This window comes from Methanohalophilus sp. RSK, assembly GCF_003722075.1.
In the GTDB taxonomy this organism is placed as follows: domain Archaea; phylum Halobacteriota; class Methanosarcinia; order Methanosarcinales; family Methanosarcinaceae; genus Methanohalophilus.
The window spans coordinates 212,030-228,394 of sequence record NZ_RDSK01000009.1 but is presented as its reverse complement, the minus strand read 5'-3'; the positions used below and the strand labels follow the sequence as shown (position 1 = coordinate 228,394).

Sequence of the window (16,365 nt, the reverse complement as noted above, 5' to 3'; positions counted from 1 at the left end):
TTTATGGAAGGCAGCGATAATTCAGGAAATAAAAAACAAGTAAATATGGAAAATGAACCCATATTTCCCTGGGATAATGAACCTGCCGCTGACAATGAATCCTTTTTTGAGCAAACTGAAGATACAGGCAGTCCGAATCTAAAAGAAGATGATGTTGCCGACAATACTGATGATAACGACCAATTGGAAAAGACACAACCGGTTGCAAGTGATAATACTGACAGTCCTGCGGGTTTTGTCCAAAAATTGACATCAATGGTAGGGCGATTGACCCGTAGAAGGGATTTCTTCCAGAAAATGGATGATATAAAGGAAGGAAATCAACAGTCAAAAGCAAAAAATCATGCGAAAAAATCGATCCCTGCAGAACTACAGGTTTCTGATGAGTTTGACGATGAAGTTTTTTTCGATGAGAATACAGAAACCTACGGAGAAAATAAGGAATCATCTCAGTCGCACGCTGAAGAAATGACATCTATTCAATCCAATACGGAAATTGCAAAAATAAATACTCAGATAGAAGATATCAACCGGTCCCTGGAAAATCTTGGGAATGAACAAAATACATTATCTTCAGAAAAAAGGCAAATTCAGGAAACTTTTGCCTCACAGATTGATTCTACCGGCTCTAAAATAAACGACCTTCAGGACAAGATTGAGACTATTGAATTAAATGTTCAGTCCCTGCAGGAAGAAAAAAACGAAATCCGTGATGCCCTGCAATCTATAGAACAAAATATGCAAACAATTACTTCCTCACATACCAACCTGCAGCAATTACTGGAAGACAACAGGGAAGTTGCTCAATCAAGCATGGAATATTCCAACAAAATTGTCCAGGAGTTTGCGGATGGCCTCGGTGAACTCAAAGTTTCGGGTCAAAAAAATGAACGCAGGATGGATGAAATTACAGAGGCCCTTTCTCTTCTTATGGCAGACATATCACTTGTGAACAGCCAGAATCAGGAAGAAGGAAGTAAGGTTGAAGAGTATCGGAAGGAAAGTATACAGTTAGTTAAGGAACTGAAAAACTTTGTTGATGAAGAACTCAAAAAAACGGGCTCTTCCGGTTACTATCATGGCAGTAATGGTGTGATAATAAATAATATTGTCAAAAATTCCACCAACATAAAGCTTTGTATGGAGTGGCTTGAGTATCTCATGGAACTTGTTGGAAGGAACAATTTACAGGAAATCCTGGCTTATTATGAAGAACTCGGATGGATAAGTGATGATGTGCGTCTGGATCTTTTGAGATATGCAGAAGGAATTGATTTCTATATCGAAAAAACCGACTGGAAAATGTCGCCCGATGAACATGTGAGGTCCATCTGGTTCATGGAAAAACTGGCAGGTTTGGAAGTTGACCGGAACAAACTTTCTGTTGTGGAAAAAGATATAAAGAAAGTCAAAAACGGCACGGAAATCTACGGCATATAATAATAATAGTTATATTTTATAAAATACTAATGTATAATGATTAGTAGTATGAAAGATGAATCTGGACAGATAGCGATTGATTTTTTAGCAGGATTATCACTATTCCTGATAGCACTTACTTTTACTATACAGTTTGTACCCGGCCTATTTTCAACTATATCTTCCAGTGATGAAGATTTAAGTATAATTTCGTACAGAACTGCCACTATCCTTTCAGAAGACCCCGGCTGGTGGGATGAGAAATCCGGAGTTCCAAATAGTACTGGTACTGATTGGGAATATCATACAGATCATGTGTTCAGATTGGGGTTTGCAGCAGATTCCAGTCATCAATCCAGGACAACAAACAAACCAAATATTTTGAACTATTCAAAAATAGAAAGTACACAAGGTCTTAATGAAGATGAAATCATCACAATGCTAGGGCTTTTTGATAATATAAATGGAGCAAGAATTGAATATGAATATAATATTTCGATTCTCCAGAACGGCATACCTGTTCGTATAGGTAACCAAACAGCAACATTTGGCACTCAATCCCCTGGCAGGGATAATGTATTCCAGACCAAAAGACTGGTTCTTGTGGAAAAAGGAGAAATTGCAAACTTTAGTGCAGATGATTTAAAGGCATCCAGTTCCAGTAACGATATGGCTATAATAAATATCACAGGGCCGATTGAAAAGAATATTATAGTCCAGATTTCAGGTTTCAATGTGACAAACAACACATCTTATATGAGTTCGGAACTAAATGGGGATTTACTTATACAAGATTCACAAAATTACAGTGTCTATATAAAAAGGGACGGTAGCAATGACTTTAGGCCTTATACAGACCCCATTAATCCCAACGACACTCTTAAACTTGTATATTATCAGGATATTTTCAATGAAACCCACAACCAGTTGGGAATCAATTTTTCGGAGATGAATATTGCACCGGGTCCTCTATATATAGAATATGCAGATTATGCCAAACAACACTATGAAAAGGCTGAACTGGTTGTGAAAGTATGGAGATGAATGATAAAGCCCAGCTCCAGACTATAGAGGGTCTTGCTGCTGCATTACTGATTACATTAACCATAATGACGGTAACACAGAACTCAGTACTTGTTACTCCCCAATCTGAAATGCAAACAGAAGTGCAACTTCAGCAAATAGCAAATGATGCATTAAATATTGTTGATAGTGCCCCAGAAGGTACTTTCCAGACAAATCTTACAGAATCAGTTGCCGGGTTGAATCTAAGTCAAAATGCGAATCTCAACCAATCTATTATGGAAGAACTCGACGTGTTATTGAGTGAAAAAATCATTCCGGATACCGTGTACAACGTTGATATTGCATACGTTGAAGGAAATAAACTGAAAACAAAAAACGTCATAATAAATGGTGTGCCTACGGAAAATGCAGTTGTGGGAAGAAGACTTGTGACATTTGATAACAGTACCGTTACGGCAGATGGAGGAAGCTGGAATTTTGACAACTCCAGTATACGTGTTGTAGAAGTGAGGTTGATATTATGGAAGGTTTGAAAAACGACACATCCGGTCAATGGATATTGTTATCTGGCCTTGCAATTGCAATCGCACTTGTAACCATTGCAGTCCTATTAAATCAGGCAAATCTTAATGGATACTATTCAGCAGACACTGCAATTGGTTTCCCAAAGGATGACATTCGTGAACTTAAATTACAAACTCACGAAGTCGCAGGTACAGCTGCTGATATTGCTTATAGCGAGAATCAGACTTCAAATCAGAGTATTGATGTCGGACTTTCAACTGTAATGGATAGTTATAATGAACAAGTGCAAGTACTATATGCTGCCCATGGGGAATTTGTTGATGTGGAATACATGAAATACACAAAGGAAAATAACTCTACAAACACTTCCATTGGGCAAGTGTGGGTTAATGTTACTTTCCTTAATGCTGACACTTCCTACTCATCAAAACCTGAAATTATTGAGGTGGGTCCATGAAATCATTTCTGAAAAATGAAAATGCTGTTTCGATAACAATGGGTTATATCCTTTTTTCCGGCATCTTCATATCATTTTTCTTAATAATTCAATTTGGGATTACAGATGTGATTGTAGAAGAACCTTCCGAAGTTGTTATGGAAAAAAATTTTGCAGATGTTGGAAATAAAGTAGGAACACTCGTTACTGAAATATACCTTATCGCTCCAGAAAACGGGAAGATAGAAACAAGTTATTCCATACCTGATCGTATTGCTGGAGAATACTATATGATTAGTGCAGAGCCTGTTAGGGATGACCAGGTAATCTCGATTACTTCTGCAACTTCAGACAAAGAAGTCAATGTAACCCTTGCAGGAATTTCACCGATCATTGGAATATACGGAACAACAACAAGCAACAATCAAACTCATGGTATCAAATATGTTTCAGATGAATAATTTTATGGACGACAGGGCTGTCTCAGAAGTAGTGGGCTTTATCCTGATATTTGGAATAGTCATACTTTCCATCGGTTTGATTTATGCAGTTGGTTATCCGACGTTACGTTCAAATATGGATGCCAGTGTATTTGAAAGTTCGGAGCAGAGTTTTGTCGTTTTGCAAAGCAATATGGAAACAGTCGCATTCAATGAATTGCCTGTAAAAACAATGAAATTCAAATTATATTCATCAAGCCTGGGGCTATCAAATAAATCAAATATAAGCATAGATTATCCGGGAATAGACTCATCGCCCCAAGCAATTGGTACTGTGGAATATGGCAAAAATGATAAAAGAATAGTCTACGAAAACGGGGCAGTCTTCAAATATTACCCCGGCCAGAGAGTGGTGCTTACTTCCGCTCCTCCGATATTCACTTCAAAACTTGATTCGGAAAATATTACCACGATCACAGTTATAAGGACTTCAGGAAATTCATTTCAATCCGGTAGCGGAGTATCCACTCTAAAAATGAGCTACAACAATAGCAGTCTTACAACGAACAGTTCTGTGAATAATTTAACAATTACCATAAACAGTGAATTTGCAAGGCTGTGGAAAGAATATCTGGAAGAAAATGATTTTTCCATATCTTCATCTTCACCAGATCAGGTAGTAGCTCATAGGAATAACACTTATCTGATATATGGCGAGCATCTTATTGATGTTGACATCAATTAAGGGTTATAGAGCCTTTTGGTCTGACATAGATTTTTGCTGAATCAGAAACACTGTTGTTCCCATTGCTTGCAAATGAATACATAAATGCATTCCCGGCAGTTGAACTACTGAAATTGACAGTTTCAGAGCCGCTTACCGTGAGATTAAATGGATACTGGCTTCCACCAAATCCTCCCAGGTTTGTATAAAGCAACGCATTTGCAATCGCAGGGTTGCCATCGGAATATCTTGCCGTTATTGTAACAGGATCATTATCACTGATATTGATTATATCTGATTGTGGTTCGATATTTACGTCTCCCAGGGATACATAATCAACAGAAGCCCCGCTTCCACCAATGCTTGTATCTCCACTGTAGGATATACTGATATTTATTGAAGTCCCATTGATATCGGTGTAGCTCAATGTGGATGTGGGGAGGATTAGTGGAACTGTACCTGCTCCCTGTACCCTCAATTGATACCAGACACCCCATTTGTCTCCCATACCCATCGTAGGAGGAAGATCCCACCTGAGCACGTCTCTGTCACCTATATTTTCAATATCTGGCTCACTACTATCGGTTACGTTAGAAGGATAACTTGGCTTTACAAATGTAGAGTTGTTCCCTATCGTTGAGTTACTACTATTGTCCTGATAAGTAGCCGTTGCAATGGAAAGATTGGTTATGTAGTTGTGAGGAATGTGCAGTTCAAGTTTTGGGCCTGTTGCACTAAAGTTTGTTATATCTGATGCAATCCCCACAAATATATCTTCAAGAACTGTGGAGTTGGGTGCAAAGTAATATTCCCCGCCCGTGATATTTGCAATCTGTTCCAGCACAGGATCGACTTCCGATTCACTGCTACCGAAACCGACTGTATATATCACTGTGTTCTGGTCACGTGCACGCTGTGCCTGCTCCAGGAGTGAGTGGGAACCTGCATTGTCAATTCCGTCTGTCATGAGAACCATTGTGGAATTACCGGTTATGTTTTCCAGTTCATTATTAGCCACATAAATGCCTTCATCAATTGCTGTGAGTCCCTCGCAGGTCATGGTATTGACTGCATTCTCAAGGTGGTATGTATCATTTTTAAGTGTAGATTCGGTTTTAGCAGACCAGATCTCCCAATCAATCGTTATATTATCAACATCTGAACTTGTTACATTGATATCAAAAGCAGAGTCATTTATGTCCCCTGATTTTTTCTCTATAACCAGTTTATAGTTTTGGGAAGACTCAATAGTTTCTGAAACAGATACCGGAGATGAATTCCCTGAAGTAGAATTAATTATATCGATTCCTTCATAGAGTTGCAAATCCATTGTGGAATTATCTTCCCATGATAGTTCAAATGAATAATTTCCTTCGTTGTAATTGTCAACCTTGAAATACCCTACCCACTGACTTCCATTACGTATATAGGAAGATTGGTTATTAGTATAGTTGGAAGATGTATTACTATAAAGAACAAGTCCAACTCGATCACCCTGGCTATCATTAAAACTCGTAAGGAAAGCAGAGGAAGCAATCTTTGTTGCACTCTTTTTATCTATATAGGTTCTGAGAGCAAAAGTTTCCGGAAGAGCGGAAGAAGAAGAGACATTTATGGTCCAGCTTCCATTCTCTACCTGTTTCTGATCACTGTCAGGATAAGTGCCTGAAAGAGGATCTACCCAGGTATATTCATATGTATCAGGTGCAATAGAATAATTCACCCTCAACATCGGGCGTCCTCCGTTAATTACATTACGATTGTCTTGAGGATTAGTTTCAGAAGAACCGAATCTATCCAGGTGTTTATTTGAATCACTTCCCTTATACCCCGAACCAACAAGTACAAGTTGACATGATTCTCCCCATACAGGATTTCTGTCAGATCCCCACATAGCACCTGTGACATTAAAATCTATTTCTTCTCCTTCTACCGAAGAAGAGAGAGAGATGTTATCTACTGTATATGTATTATTGTAGTCAGCATTACTAAAACTACCAGACGACCATGTAGTACTATTATTCCATGTAGGTTGTTCACCGAATGAAGATTCCATATCATATACTTCAATGGTACGCTCTTGTGAACCAGCATCCCACCTATAACTCCACTCCCAATACCATTCCCAATCCGACCATGACCATTTCCATTCACCTATATCAGATGGTTGTCCATAAAGATGCATTGTTACAGAGTTTATTGTTGCGTTGTGAGTAGGTTCTTCTGGTAACTTCCATTGAAGCATAGAAACTGCCTGGTCATCGTTTGAATTGAAGTCATCAGTTATACAGAGATATTCTGAATTTTGCTAGGAATCGTCAGGATTTCCCGAATAGATTGAAGCATCTTTTTGAACAGAGCGTACATCTATGTCTATCGCTTGCCTGTCATCAAAATAATAACCTGTTGTATCCCCGTTAGCTCCATATATTTTACCAGATGGACTTATTAAGGAAAGTTCTAAATCATTTGAAGAATTTATCCAGTCAAGCCTTACTTTTAAATCATTAATATTCGTCTTGTTTATCCAAAAAGAGTCTTCATAGTGATAAGAAGAATTTAAATTTACATCCTCAGCTTTATAAGAATAAGGTGTGAAACCTTCCTCGCCATATTCAATATCTGTTACATCATAATCGGATATATTCTGTGCAATTGAATTATAGACCTCTTGTAGATCTGAACTTGTGGGTGCGTTATAATAAGTTCCGTCGGTAGCAGTTGCAATGTTTTGAAGGGTTGGCTCATCTATGTAATCACTGCTACCCAATCCAATGGTGTAAATTGTGATTCCATGAGAATTTGCATCATCTATGGCTTCACTACCATCTCTATCGTCACCTGAAGTAGCAACACCATCTGTAAGTAAAATAATTACTTTACTTGAATCATTACGGCCTTCATTTATCAAGGCATCATTGGCTCTTGCAAGTGCATCACCCATGGCAGTACCACCATTGGCAGATTCCATTGCATCAATTGCATTTCTCACTAATTGTTTGTTTGAAGAAGAATTTAGTAAGGTTAAACCTATATCTTCATCTATATTGTAATAAGAGGAAAAAGAAATTACTCCTACCTGGCTGTTTGAAACCAGATTGTCAAGGAACGTTTTGGCAGCAGTCTGGGCATCTGTAAGGGGTTGTTGGGGTGATGTCCCAAGGAATTGCATACTACCCGAGCGGTCCAGAACAAGTACCACATCAAGGGGAGTGCCTGCATATGAATCAGGGTCCATGCTGCCGGATTTGTCTAAAGTGAGCATGGCAGTTGCTGCCTGTCTTGTTACAGGTAATTCACCTTCTACAGAGACTACCGTTGTTACATTTATGATATCACCTGAATCTACAGTTGCAGGTGTTATGTTTACCCACGAGGTAATGAAAGGTGAATCATGTATGTCAATGATTGTAGAACTTTTTATGTCACCACTGGTGGCATTAATTGTACAATTGCCTTCAAGATTCCTGCTTTCAAAGGTTGCACTGAATCTGCCTGCTGAATTGGTGGTGGTGTTAATTGAGTTAGTTTCATTTATCCCTTCCATGGTAAGATTTCCCATGGATACATTCGTGTTGACAAGGGATATATTCACGTCACTTAGAGAATGGCCCCATTCATCAAGTGCTATCCCACGAATTGAAGAAATATGGTTACCAATCAGATTTTTAGTTAATATCGTTGAAGGAATTGCAAATAACTTTATCTGCGCAAGTTCACCTTTGATAAAATTCACATTTGTTGAATTACTTATACCTGTATCACCGGTTTCATTTCTGAAACTCGCTGTCACGGAAATATTTTCCACATAAGGGGTAGGACCCACTTTCGTGGTGGCAGTGCCGTAAGGATTCAGGGGAATTTTCGTTGTTCCGCCATTGAAGTATACCTGCTTTTTTATATTTGGGCCGTTTGGAAGTATGGGATTCAGGAACTGGTCTACAGGAGTTGCTGATAGACTGTAAGAGTCTACATTGTTTGCATAACACAGGGAAGGGGTATACGTCAAATGCATATCTTCTGCGGAATCTGCGATACCGGTTATGGATATTTCCTTATAGAGTGTCTCATTTTCAGATACTGATATATTTATGATGTTGTCCCCTGCTCTTTTATCAGTCCTGAATGAAGCAATGGCACTACCTTTTATGTTGGTTATTGTAGAAGAGGGATGAATTTCACTTGAATTATAGGGAATATGTGAATTGTAACTCGTATTTATGGGTGGTGTAATGTTAAATATTACAGTCGAATTATTGATGGGATTCCGGTAACGATCATAGACGTTGACTGATATATTTTCAGTTGTGTTTACCGTGTATTCTTCATCATAAGATTTAATTTCCAATATAGAAGGGATAGCCGGGGAATAAGTTATATTTGTCATATTCGAGACGGTGCCGGATGATACATTTAAGTTCACAACAGATGCAAATGTGGAGTTCAGCAAAACTGTCGCAAACGGATGTACAGAAGTTGAATAATTAGACGTTATGGAATTTGCTGTAATATTGATCCCGGTATAATTATAAGCCGATAGGGAGAGGGTGGATGAGTTACTGATACTGTTGTCATATTCAATTACTGAAATCTCAACGTCCATAGGTGCAGTTGTGTTGATATTGCCGTATGTATCGTATGCAGTGAAATTGATGGTAGAAATATTTCCTACTACAAGAGCCTGAGTTTTACAGGACCAGTCAATAAGGTTTACTTCAGCAGGTTCAACATTGATGGACAGATTATTGGATATGCTCCCGTAGTTTGCGCTTATGTTTGCACTTTTCGCTTCTGTGGAGTTAAATATTGCAGTTGCTACACCTGAGGCATTGGTAGTTCCATTGGAAGATATCTGGCCAACGTCAGCAGAAAAATTGATAATCTCTACTGGTATGGGAGTCGAATTATTACTCAAAGTGGCATAGATGACGGCATCTTCGCCTGCTTCTAAAGCATCAGGGCCACTTATTTCAAGAGTCTGTCCTGTCACGGGTGTAATTGATAATGCAAGAATAAAAAGCAAGAATATTGCAGGGATTATTTTCACTACCATCAATAAATATATTGTGTGTTTTAGTATGTAAGATTTATGGAAACTAAAAGATAAAAAAAGTTGAAAAAAATTAAAGGGGCTTCTGTACCCCTTCATTTGCATCAGATGAAGTGTCATCAACTTCTTCAAAATCTGCCACATAGGTATATGCGGTTCCATAATTCTCGATCATACGATATGTGACTACCACAGATGCTATCACAACAATCGGAGTGGTAATCAGGGAACCAAAGACTACATAGCTGCCAATACCACTGATTATCCAGAGGATAATGGAAATGATTGCTGTATCCAGGAAATTGTTTTTTCCGATCTCAATACTTTCCTTGATGGCATCAACTCCACTGTAACCCCTGATGACAAGTAATGGAAAAGCATACAACAGCAGGATGGAAAGGATAATTCCCGGTATGATGAGCAGTATGTATCCAACTAGCAATAGAACAGCCGCCACAATAGCGAAAACCCAGCTTCTCACGAAGTGATCAAATCCACTGAATACATCTTTGTAATCAATAGGCTCTCCCTTAACGCCCCTGACGGCCATATCTACCAGACCGTAGAACAGCGGGGCAATTGTCACAATAAGAATCGAACCTATCATAGCAATCAATGTAGCAATGATGTATGTCACGAAGTTTTCTTTGAAAACATCCCATGTGTCTGAAAATATCTTCTCATAATCCATAAATGATCTCCTGGAAATTGTGTATAATTACGAATCTAAAATATATGAGAACTTTATTATATAAATAGATAACCTGTCGATTTATAGTCACCCATGTGAGGAGGCCAAATGGATTGCTCAGGTTGTATTCTCTTGAAAAGCAATTTAACGTAAAACGTACATAGTAAAACTAGGAGGATAAGAATGAAAAATACCATTACAAAGAGTTTTGGACTGGGGGATTATGCAATAATAGGAGCGCAGATTGATGGCTTTTCCATGATGCTGCATGACCGCGAACATTTGAGCACTGAAGTTAAATATGTGCCCGCTTGCTGTGACAGCTTAACAACAGATCAGGTTGAGGAACTGATCCAAAGAATTATGGAAAAAGCACGGTATTTCATGGAACAACTTCATGAAAACATCAAATGCAAAGTCATTTTCGTGGATTTTGAAGAAACGGGTTTCGCACCTGATAGTGACATGCCATCAATAGAGGTGCGCTCCCTGGAAAAGTTACACGTAATATACAGGTTTTCAGTTGAATATTATATCTAAAAAATAAATTACAGGAGTTGGGTGGATTCTTCCTGCTTTTGCATTTTCACAACCAAAAAACGCAGAATTCCGTCACCTGCGTTAGCTATCAGATGTGGTATCTTTGCAGGGCTCTCAACAATTGAATCCTTCTCCACAATCTCGGCTTCATCGCCAATCTCAACCCTGGCCTTGCCTTCAAGTATATAGAAAAACACATCCACCGGAGTAATATGTTTTTTCAGAGACTGCTTGGGTTCAAGGGTTATATGCATTGCCTGACCATGGTCTGATGCATACATCTTTCGCACATCTGCACCATGCGGATTCTTTTTTTGCTCGGCATCTTTTACGTATCTGATTTGCATATTAAATTCTCCTAAAGAGGGGATGGGAGGCTTTAGAGCAGCCTCTCCAGATCATTTTCTACAGTTGTGTTCTTACTGATGTTGAAATTCTCAACCAGCACGTTCAACACATTCGGGGAAACAAACGCCGGCAATCTCGGTCCCAGTACAATGTTCTTGACGCCAAGACTTAGCAGGGCAAGCAATACAAGGACTGCCTTTTGCTCATACCAGGCAATGTTGTAGGAAACCGGCAGATCATTTATGTCATCCAGTTCAAAGGCTTCAGCCAGTTTTTGGGCAATGACGACCAGTGAGTAGGAATCATTACACTGGCCCGCATCCAGTACCCTGGGGATACCGCCGATGTCTCCCAGATCCAGCTTATTATACCTGTACTTGGCACAACCTGCTGTAAGAATTACCGCATCCTGTGGCAGTTGTTTTGCAAATTCAGTATAATATTCCCTGTCGTGCTGTCTCCCGTCACAACCCGCCATCACAATGAACCGGGATATCTGGCCGGCTTTTACTGCATCAACAATCTTGTCTGCAACTGAAAGGGCGGCATTGTGGGCAAATCCGGCAGGTATTGCGCCATTTTCCAGCTGCTCGGGTGGTTTGGATTGCTTAGCCATTTCAATGATTTCAGAGAAGTCTTTTGTGCCGTCTTCTTTCTCTTCGATGTGCTTGAGTCCTTCAAATCCGACCATTGCTGTTGTGAATACCCGGTCTGAATAGGAATCCTTTGGAGGTACAAGACAGTTTGTGGTCATAAGCACAGGACCATTGAATTTTTCAAACTCGGTTTTCTGTTGCCACCATGACCCACCGTAATTGCCCACCAGGTGTTCGTACTTCTTAAATTCAGGATAGGCATTGGCAGGCAGCATCTCACCGTGGGTATAGACGTCGACACCTGTGCCTTCAGTCTGTTTCAGTAGTTGTTCCATATCCTTCAGATCATGCCCACTGATAAGGATTCCCGGATTGCTCCCGGTTCCAATATTAATCTCTGTGGGTTCCGGATGACCATAGGTTGCAGTGTTGGCTTCGTCCAGCATTGCCATTGTCTTAACACCGAAACTTCCACATTCCAGCACCAGGCCGGTGAGATCATCTACTGATAGGGAGTCATCAAGAGTGGCTACCAGTGCCCTGTCAACAAAAGTCGCAACATCTTTATCTTTGTGACCAAGTACACGGGCATGGTATGCATACGCAGCCATACCTTTTAGACCGTATACAAGTAATTCTCTCAGGGATCTGATATCTTCATCTTCAGTTGCCAGGATACTGACTGAATCCGAGTTTCCAAGTTCCTCCGGGTTGACCGTTGCAGCCTGCGGAAGATCGCTCAGGTCCACTCCATGTGCCTGAAGTTCGGATTTAATTTGTTCCCTTTTATCATATGCATCCTGAATCCACTTTTTGAAATCAGTAGCACTGAAGTTTACATTGGTTACTGTTGAGAAAAGGGCTTCTTCCATGAAACGGGAATCAATATAATCTTCTGGTTCTCCTTCCTCTTGCTCGTTTCCTTTCAGGGCATTTATTAATCGGGTTTTCAGGCCCGGATTTTCGGGAACTGTGTCTCTTGCTTTCTGATTGACAGCGGCAAGCCCTTTGAGCATATAAACAAGCTGGTCCTGCAGATTTGCAACGTCATTTGATTTCCCGCATGCTCCACCCTTTGTACAGGCTTCTCCTTTTGCTGTTTCTTCACATTGGTAACAAAACATATTTTTCCTCCACACTTTATAGATATTTTGCAACATTTATATCTAGCAAAGTATCTTATCGATACTAAGTATTATTAGGATACTGGTTTATATAATAGAAGGTTTCTAACTAGATACTATGAAAGATTGTACCCTTTACAAGATGATGGACATAATTGGCAAACGCTGGACGCTGTGTATCCTACTGGAATTGCATAAAGGAGATAAATACCAGAAACAGTTCAATGAACTCAAAGCAATGTTGGGAGATATTACACCAAAAATGCTGTCCACCCGCCTGAAGGAACTTGAGGCACATGGGCTTGTTGAAAAGGAACTTGATTCCTCGGCCATCCCTGTAAAATCCTTCTATTCGTTAAGTGAAAGTGGACAGGAATTTATCGAAATAATCAAGGAGATCAAGGGATGGGGGCTCAAATGGAAATTTGATAATCCTCTTTGTATTGTTTCTGATTGTAAATATTGCGGCGTTGCAAAAGCAACCGACAACTAAAACAGTAATTTATCGGGCAGATATCTCCAAAATTCCCCTTGCCGCCAGGATTCCGGTTGCAGAAGCATTAACTATGTCTCTGGACAATCCTGCTCCGTCCCCGGCTGCAAACAGGTTCTTGATGCTTGATTGCATATTCCCGTCAATCTGTATTTTCATGGAATAGAACTTGACCTCCGGAGCATAGAGAAGAGTGGAGTCGCAAGCCACGCCGGGAATGATCCTGTCAAGGGTTTCCAGTCCCTCTATGATGTCCATAACTATCCTGTGCGGCATGGCCATCGAAATATCCCCGGGAGTTACATCTTTTAGGGTATTTACCACCGGATTTCTTGTAAGACGCGCTTCAGTGGAACGCTGTCCTCTTCTCAGATCTCCCATCCTCTGGAGGACAGGTTTGCCCCCTCCTATGGTGGTTGCCAGTTTTGCCACTGACCTGGCATACTTGATTGTATTCTCAATGGGTTTTGTCAACTCGATGTGTACCAAAAATGCGAAATTGGTATTCTCAGAAACCGTGTCATGCATTGAATGCCCATTGGTGGCGATGAATCCTTCATACTCTTCCCTGACGACAAAACCGTGTTCATTGGTACAGAAAGTGCGTACAAAATCGTCATACTTGCGAGTCTGGATATGGAATTTCGGATCACGGTTTATTTTGGTCACAGGGTCCATTATAATTCCGGGAACCTCAACACGAATCCCTATGTCCACTCCTGCATAACGGGCCTCGATTGAATGTTTATCAACAATTTCATTGACCCATTTACCCCCAATCCGACCAGGTGCCAGAAGCGTATAACTGGATTCTATTGTCCTGCCATTATTCAGGAAAACACCTTTGCAGGCATTGTTCTCAATCCAGAGGTCTTTTACATCAGTATTCAGGAGAAAATCCACTCCACTTTCATCCAGTTGTTTTTTAAATTTCCCAATAACAGCAGGTGCGTTGTCGGTTCCTATGTGCCGTTGTTTGATATCGATGAATTTCGCTCCCACTGACGCAGCCCGGCGTTGAAGTTGCTCTACATCTTCTCCCTTTGGTGAGATCATTTTTTTTGTGGCACCACACTGCAGGAATATATTATCCACATAATCCACAAGTTCCCATGCCTTCTCCTGATCATGAGTGAATTCTAAAAGGTCTCCTCCGATATCCGGTCTTAAATTCAGGGTCCCGTCTGAAAATGTACCCGCTCCGCCAACACCACACATGATATTGCAGGGGGTACAGTGCATACAGTGTTGAACGGATTCCATGGGACAATGTCTTTTTTCGACATCTCTGCCCTTGTCAATTACCAGGATTTTCAAATCATGACCGGAAAGTTCATTGGCTGCAAACATCCCGGCAGGCCCGGCTCCGATTATTATAACATCGTATCGATTATCCACTGCCATAATACCTCCATTTCCCCATAAAACTGGATTTTTTATGATTAAATAGTTGTCCTTATTTTCATCCTGTATTTCGCTATAAATCCAAATATCTGCTAATGGTCCGGACTAATGATTCTTACCCGGGGTCCAAAATTAATATAAGTTATTTGGATAGAGTATTCCATAATAATTTTAGGAAAAATCAATACATACAATTTCAAAGGGGGTATTTGGATAAAATATGTAGAGCATAGTAAAACAGTAATTTTCCTGCTCAGTTTAATTCTACTGGGAACAATTACAACAGGTTTTGCTTTTGTAGATAGCGATACACAGAGCAATGTATCTGCATTTGATATCAGTGTAAGCGGATATACGGATGTAAGTGTTACTCAAGCTAAACAGATGCTTGGTACTGAAGATATTTTCCTGCTGGATGTCAGGACACAAAGTGAATTCGATGAAGGTCATATCAAATATGCAAACCTGATTGGTGTTACACAGCTGCCTTCCCGACTGGATGAAGTGCCGAATAATGAAACAATACTGGTATATTGTAAAAGTGGGGGGCGCAGTGCAAGTGCAAGCAGCACGTTGGTAGGTGCTGGTTACACCGATGTGTACAACATGGAAGGAGGTATCACTGCCTGGAAGGCTGCAGGATATCCTGTTGTGACATATGACATTTATGACGAAAACGAAAATTACGTAATAGACATTGAAGAAATATCCACTTCAATCGATGACTATCTGGTGGGTCAATTGGCAATAAGTGAAATATCACAACTTGTGGATTATTTCCTTTCCGGAGATGAATATTGTTGAAAACAGATTGTGAATTTGGATGATTAGAGACTGTCGGAAAAGTGGTAAAATCGAAACATTTCAAGCAATGGCTGAAAGTAAAACGCTATGCTGTATTGCACTGTATTTAATGGATATGTTATAATTTTCTTGAATGTGGGCTTTTCCGACAATCTCATTATAAACGTATAATAAAGAAGTAGAACAGATACGACTGCAAGTATTTTTAAAATATTTCAATATATTCATGGAATTAATCATTACTGATAATTTCCGATAGACTCGAATTGTATAAATAAATAGTCCGGCAATGTTACCGGACATTGCTATTAATTATTCGATTTAACTTTACTTTTCACTTATTTATTGTACTTTACAGTGTGCACGAACCATCCCTTTTTCTTTCCTGCATCATATCTCCATTGCCATTTCCATTGCCATTTCCATTGCCATTGCCATTTCCATGTCCAAGGGATTTATCATTGATACCATCACCATCTTCATCTATAAAATTATCACAGACCCCATCACCATCTGCATCCAGGAAGTTGTCATTGATACCATCACCGTCTTCATCAATGAAATTGTCACAGACTCCATCACCATCTACGTCTATGAAAGCATTTGTTCCGTTCCCTTGACCTGCAGCCATGGCAGATACTGCTAAAAGACTGACTAACATGACTGCCACAGCAATCATACTAAATGTTCTTATTTTCATTATTTTACCTCTCTATATTATTTTCTATACCGATTGGTTCTGGTT

16 protein-coding genes are annotated in these 16,365 nt (G+C 39.8%); 9 read left to right on the top strand and 7 right to left on the bottom strand.

Annotated elements, in window-relative coordinates:
- The first annotated feature begins 3 nt into the window (after positions 1-3).
- Genes EFE42_RS04110 through EFE42_RS04085 form a run of 6 tightly spaced genes read left to right on the top strand, consistent with a single transcriptional unit; the run spans position 4 to position 4,591 of the window.
- Positions 4-1,440, top strand: a complete 1,437-nt coding sequence (locus tag EFE42_RS04110) for a FlaD/FlaE family flagellar protein (RefSeq protein WP_123136040.1) — start codon at positions 4-6, stop codon at positions 1,438-1,440.
- A gap of 48 nt (positions 1,441-1,488) precedes the next feature.
- Positions 1,489-2,463, top strand: a complete 975-nt coding sequence (locus tag EFE42_RS04105; protein WP_123136039.1) for a hypothetical protein — start codon at positions 1,489-1,491, stop codon at positions 2,461-2,463.
- On the top strand, positions 2,454-2,978 hold the full coding sequence (locus EFE42_RS04100; protein WP_233564709.1) for a hypothetical protein: 525 nt from the start codon (positions 2,454-2,456) through the stop codon (positions 2,976-2,978). Before EFE42_RS04105 ends, EFE42_RS04100 begins: the two co-directional genes overlap by 10 nt.
- On the top strand, positions 2,966-3,427 hold the full coding sequence (locus EFE42_RS04095; protein ID WP_123136038.1) for a hypothetical protein: 462 nt from the start codon (positions 2,966-2,968) through the stop codon (positions 3,425-3,427). Before EFE42_RS04100 ends, EFE42_RS04095 begins: the two co-directional genes overlap by 13 nt.
- A complete protein-coding gene (locus EFE42_RS04090) occupies positions 3,424-3,867 on the top strand; it encodes a hypothetical protein (RefSeq protein ID WP_123136037.1) in 444 nt (147 codons plus the stop codon). The genes EFE42_RS04095 and EFE42_RS04090 overlap by 4 nt, the downstream gene beginning before the upstream one ends.
- Complete coding sequence (locus tag EFE42_RS04085) at positions 3,860-4,591, top strand: hypothetical protein (RefSeq protein ID WP_158599189.1); 732 nt, start codon at positions 3,860-3,862, stop codon at positions 4,589-4,591. The genes EFE42_RS04090 and EFE42_RS04085 overlap by 8 nt, the downstream gene beginning before the upstream one ends.
- On the opposite strand, the gene EFE42_RS04080 is transcribed toward EFE42_RS04085, so the two are convergent.
- The 3 genes from EFE42_RS04080 to EFE42_RS04070 form a co-directional block, all read right to left on the bottom strand.
- Positions 4,584-6,815, bottom strand: a complete 2,232-nt coding sequence (locus EFE42_RS04080) for a VWA domain-containing protein (protein WP_123136035.1) — start codon at positions 6,813-6,815, stop codon at positions 4,584-4,586. The genes EFE42_RS04085 and EFE42_RS04080 overlap by 8 nt on opposite strands.
- Before the next feature lie 63 nt (positions 6,816-6,878).
- Positions 6,879-9,623 (bottom strand): VWA domain-containing protein, encoded by a 2,745-nt coding sequence (locus EFE42_RS04075; RefSeq protein WP_158599188.1) that lies wholly within the window; start codon positions 9,621-9,623, stop codon positions 6,879-6,881.
- 70 nt (positions 9,624-9,693) lie between these two features.
- Positions 9,694-10,311, bottom strand: coding sequence for a glycerophosphoryl diester phosphodiesterase membrane domain-containing protein (locus tag EFE42_RS04070; RefSeq protein ID WP_123136033.1), 618 nt, complete (start codon positions 10,309-10,311; stop codon positions 9,694-9,696).
- A gap of 183 nt (positions 10,312-10,494) precedes the next feature.
- Here EFE42_RS04070 and EFE42_RS04065 point away from each other — a divergent pair, with 183 nt between their 5' ends.
- Positions 10,495-10,851, top strand: a complete 357-nt coding sequence (locus EFE42_RS04065; RefSeq protein ID WP_123136032.1) for a hypothetical protein — start codon at positions 10,495-10,497, stop codon at positions 10,849-10,851.
- A gap of 8 nt (positions 10,852-10,859) precedes the next feature.
- Here the strand turns inward: EFE42_RS04065 and EFE42_RS04060 are convergent, their stop codons facing one another.
- Both EFE42_RS04060 and hcp read right to left on the bottom strand, forming a co-directional pair.
- Positions 10,860-11,198 (bottom strand): cupin domain-containing protein, encoded by a 339-nt coding sequence (locus EFE42_RS04060; protein ID WP_123136031.1) that lies wholly within the window; start codon positions 11,196-11,198, stop codon positions 10,860-10,862.
- A gap of 32 nt (positions 11,199-11,230) precedes the next feature.
- Positions 11,231-12,919 (bottom strand): hydroxylamine reductase, encoded by a 1,689-nt coding sequence (hcp, locus tag EFE42_RS04055; RefSeq protein ID WP_123136030.1) that lies wholly within the window; start codon positions 12,917-12,919, stop codon positions 11,231-11,233.
- Positions 12,920-13,037: 118 nt separating this feature from the next.
- Between hcp and EFE42_RS04050 the strand changes: the two genes are divergently transcribed.
- Positions 13,038-13,412: a helix-turn-helix domain-containing protein gene (locus EFE42_RS04050; RefSeq protein ID WP_123136029.1), complete on the top strand. Its 375-nt coding sequence runs from the start codon at positions 13,038-13,040 to the stop codon at positions 13,410-13,412.
- Positions 13,413-13,421: 9 nt separating this feature from the next.
- Here EFE42_RS04050 and EFE42_RS04045 read toward each other — a convergent pair whose 3' ends face one another.
- Entirely contained in the window at positions 13,422-14,816 is a 1,395-nt protein-coding gene (locus EFE42_RS04045) for an NAD(P)/FAD-dependent oxidoreductase (protein WP_123136028.1), read from the bottom strand.
- Between the two features lie 144 nt (positions 14,817-14,960).
- Here EFE42_RS04045 and EFE42_RS04040 point away from each other — a divergent pair, with 144 nt between their 5' ends.
- Positions 14,961-15,620 (top strand): rhodanese-like domain-containing protein, encoded by a 660-nt coding sequence (locus tag EFE42_RS04040; protein ID WP_370448661.1) that lies wholly within the window; start codon positions 14,961-14,963, stop codon positions 15,618-15,620.
- 352 nt (positions 15,621-15,972) lie between these two features.
- Here the strand turns inward: EFE42_RS04040 and EFE42_RS10610 are convergent, their stop codons facing one another.
- Positions 15,973-16,320 carry a hypothetical protein gene (locus EFE42_RS10610; protein WP_199724080.1) on the bottom strand — a complete coding sequence of 116 codons (348 nt, stop codon included), beginning with the start codon at positions 16,318-16,320 and terminating at the stop codon, positions 15,973-15,975.
- Between the last annotated feature and the right edge of the window lie 45 nt (positions 16,321-16,365).

Excerpts from the sequence above, each read along its gene's own strand:
- EFE42_RS04045 (WP_123136028.1), bottom strand. The coding sequence starts at position 14,816 with ATGGCAGTGGATAATCGATACGATGTTATAATAATCGGAGCCGGGCCT.
- EFE42_RS04085 (WP_158599189.1), top strand. The coding sequence starts at position 3,860 with ATGAATAATTTTATGGACGACAGGGCTGTCTCAGAAGTAGTGGGCTTT.
- EFE42_RS04100 (WP_233564709.1), top strand. The coding sequence starts at position 2,454 with ATGGAGATGAATGATAAAGCCCAGCTCCAGACTATAGAGGGTCTTGCT.
- EFE42_RS04075 (WP_158599188.1), bottom strand. The coding sequence starts at position 9,623 with ATGGTAGTGAAAATAATCCCTGCAATATTCTTGCTTTTTATTCTTGCA.
- EFE42_RS04070 (WP_123136033.1), bottom strand. The coding sequence starts at position 10,311 with ATGGATTATGAGAAGATATTTTCAGACACATGGGATGTTTTCAAAGAA.
- EFE42_RS04065 (WP_123136032.1), top strand. The coding sequence starts at position 10,495 with ATGAAAAATACCATTACAAAGAGTTTTGGACTGGGGGATTATGCAATA.
- EFE42_RS04060 (WP_123136031.1), bottom strand. The coding sequence starts at position 11,198 with ATGCAAATCAGATACGTAAAAGATGCCGAGCAAAAAAAGAATCCGCAT.
- EFE42_RS04105 (WP_123136039.1), top strand. The coding sequence starts at position 1,489 with ATGAAAGATGAATCTGGACAGATAGCGATTGATTTTTTAGCAGGATTA.
- EFE42_RS04090 (WP_123136037.1), top strand. The coding sequence starts at position 3,424 with ATGAAATCATTTCTGAAAAATGAAAATGCTGTTTCGATAACAATGGGT.
- EFE42_RS04050 (WP_123136029.1), top strand. The coding sequence starts at position 13,038 with ATGAAAGATTGTACCCTTTACAAGATGATGGACATAATTGGCAAACGC.
- EFE42_RS10610 (WP_199724080.1), bottom strand. The coding sequence starts at position 16,320 with ATGAAAATAAGAACATTTAGTATGATTGCTGTGGCAGTCATGTTAGTC.
- hcp (WP_123136030.1), bottom strand. The coding sequence starts at position 12,919 with ATGTTTTGTTACCAATGTGAAGAAACAGCAAAAGGAGAAGCCTGTACA.
- EFE42_RS04110 (WP_123136040.1), top strand. The coding sequence starts at position 4 with ATGGAAGGCAGCGATAATTCAGGAAATAAAAAACAAGTAAATATGGAA.
- EFE42_RS04080 (WP_123136035.1), bottom strand. The coding sequence starts at position 6,815 with ATGCTTCAATGGAAGTTACCAGAAGAACCTACTCACAACGCAACAATA.
- EFE42_RS04095 (WP_123136038.1), top strand. The coding sequence starts at position 2,966 with ATGGAAGGTTTGAAAAACGACACATCCGGTCAATGGATATTGTTATCT.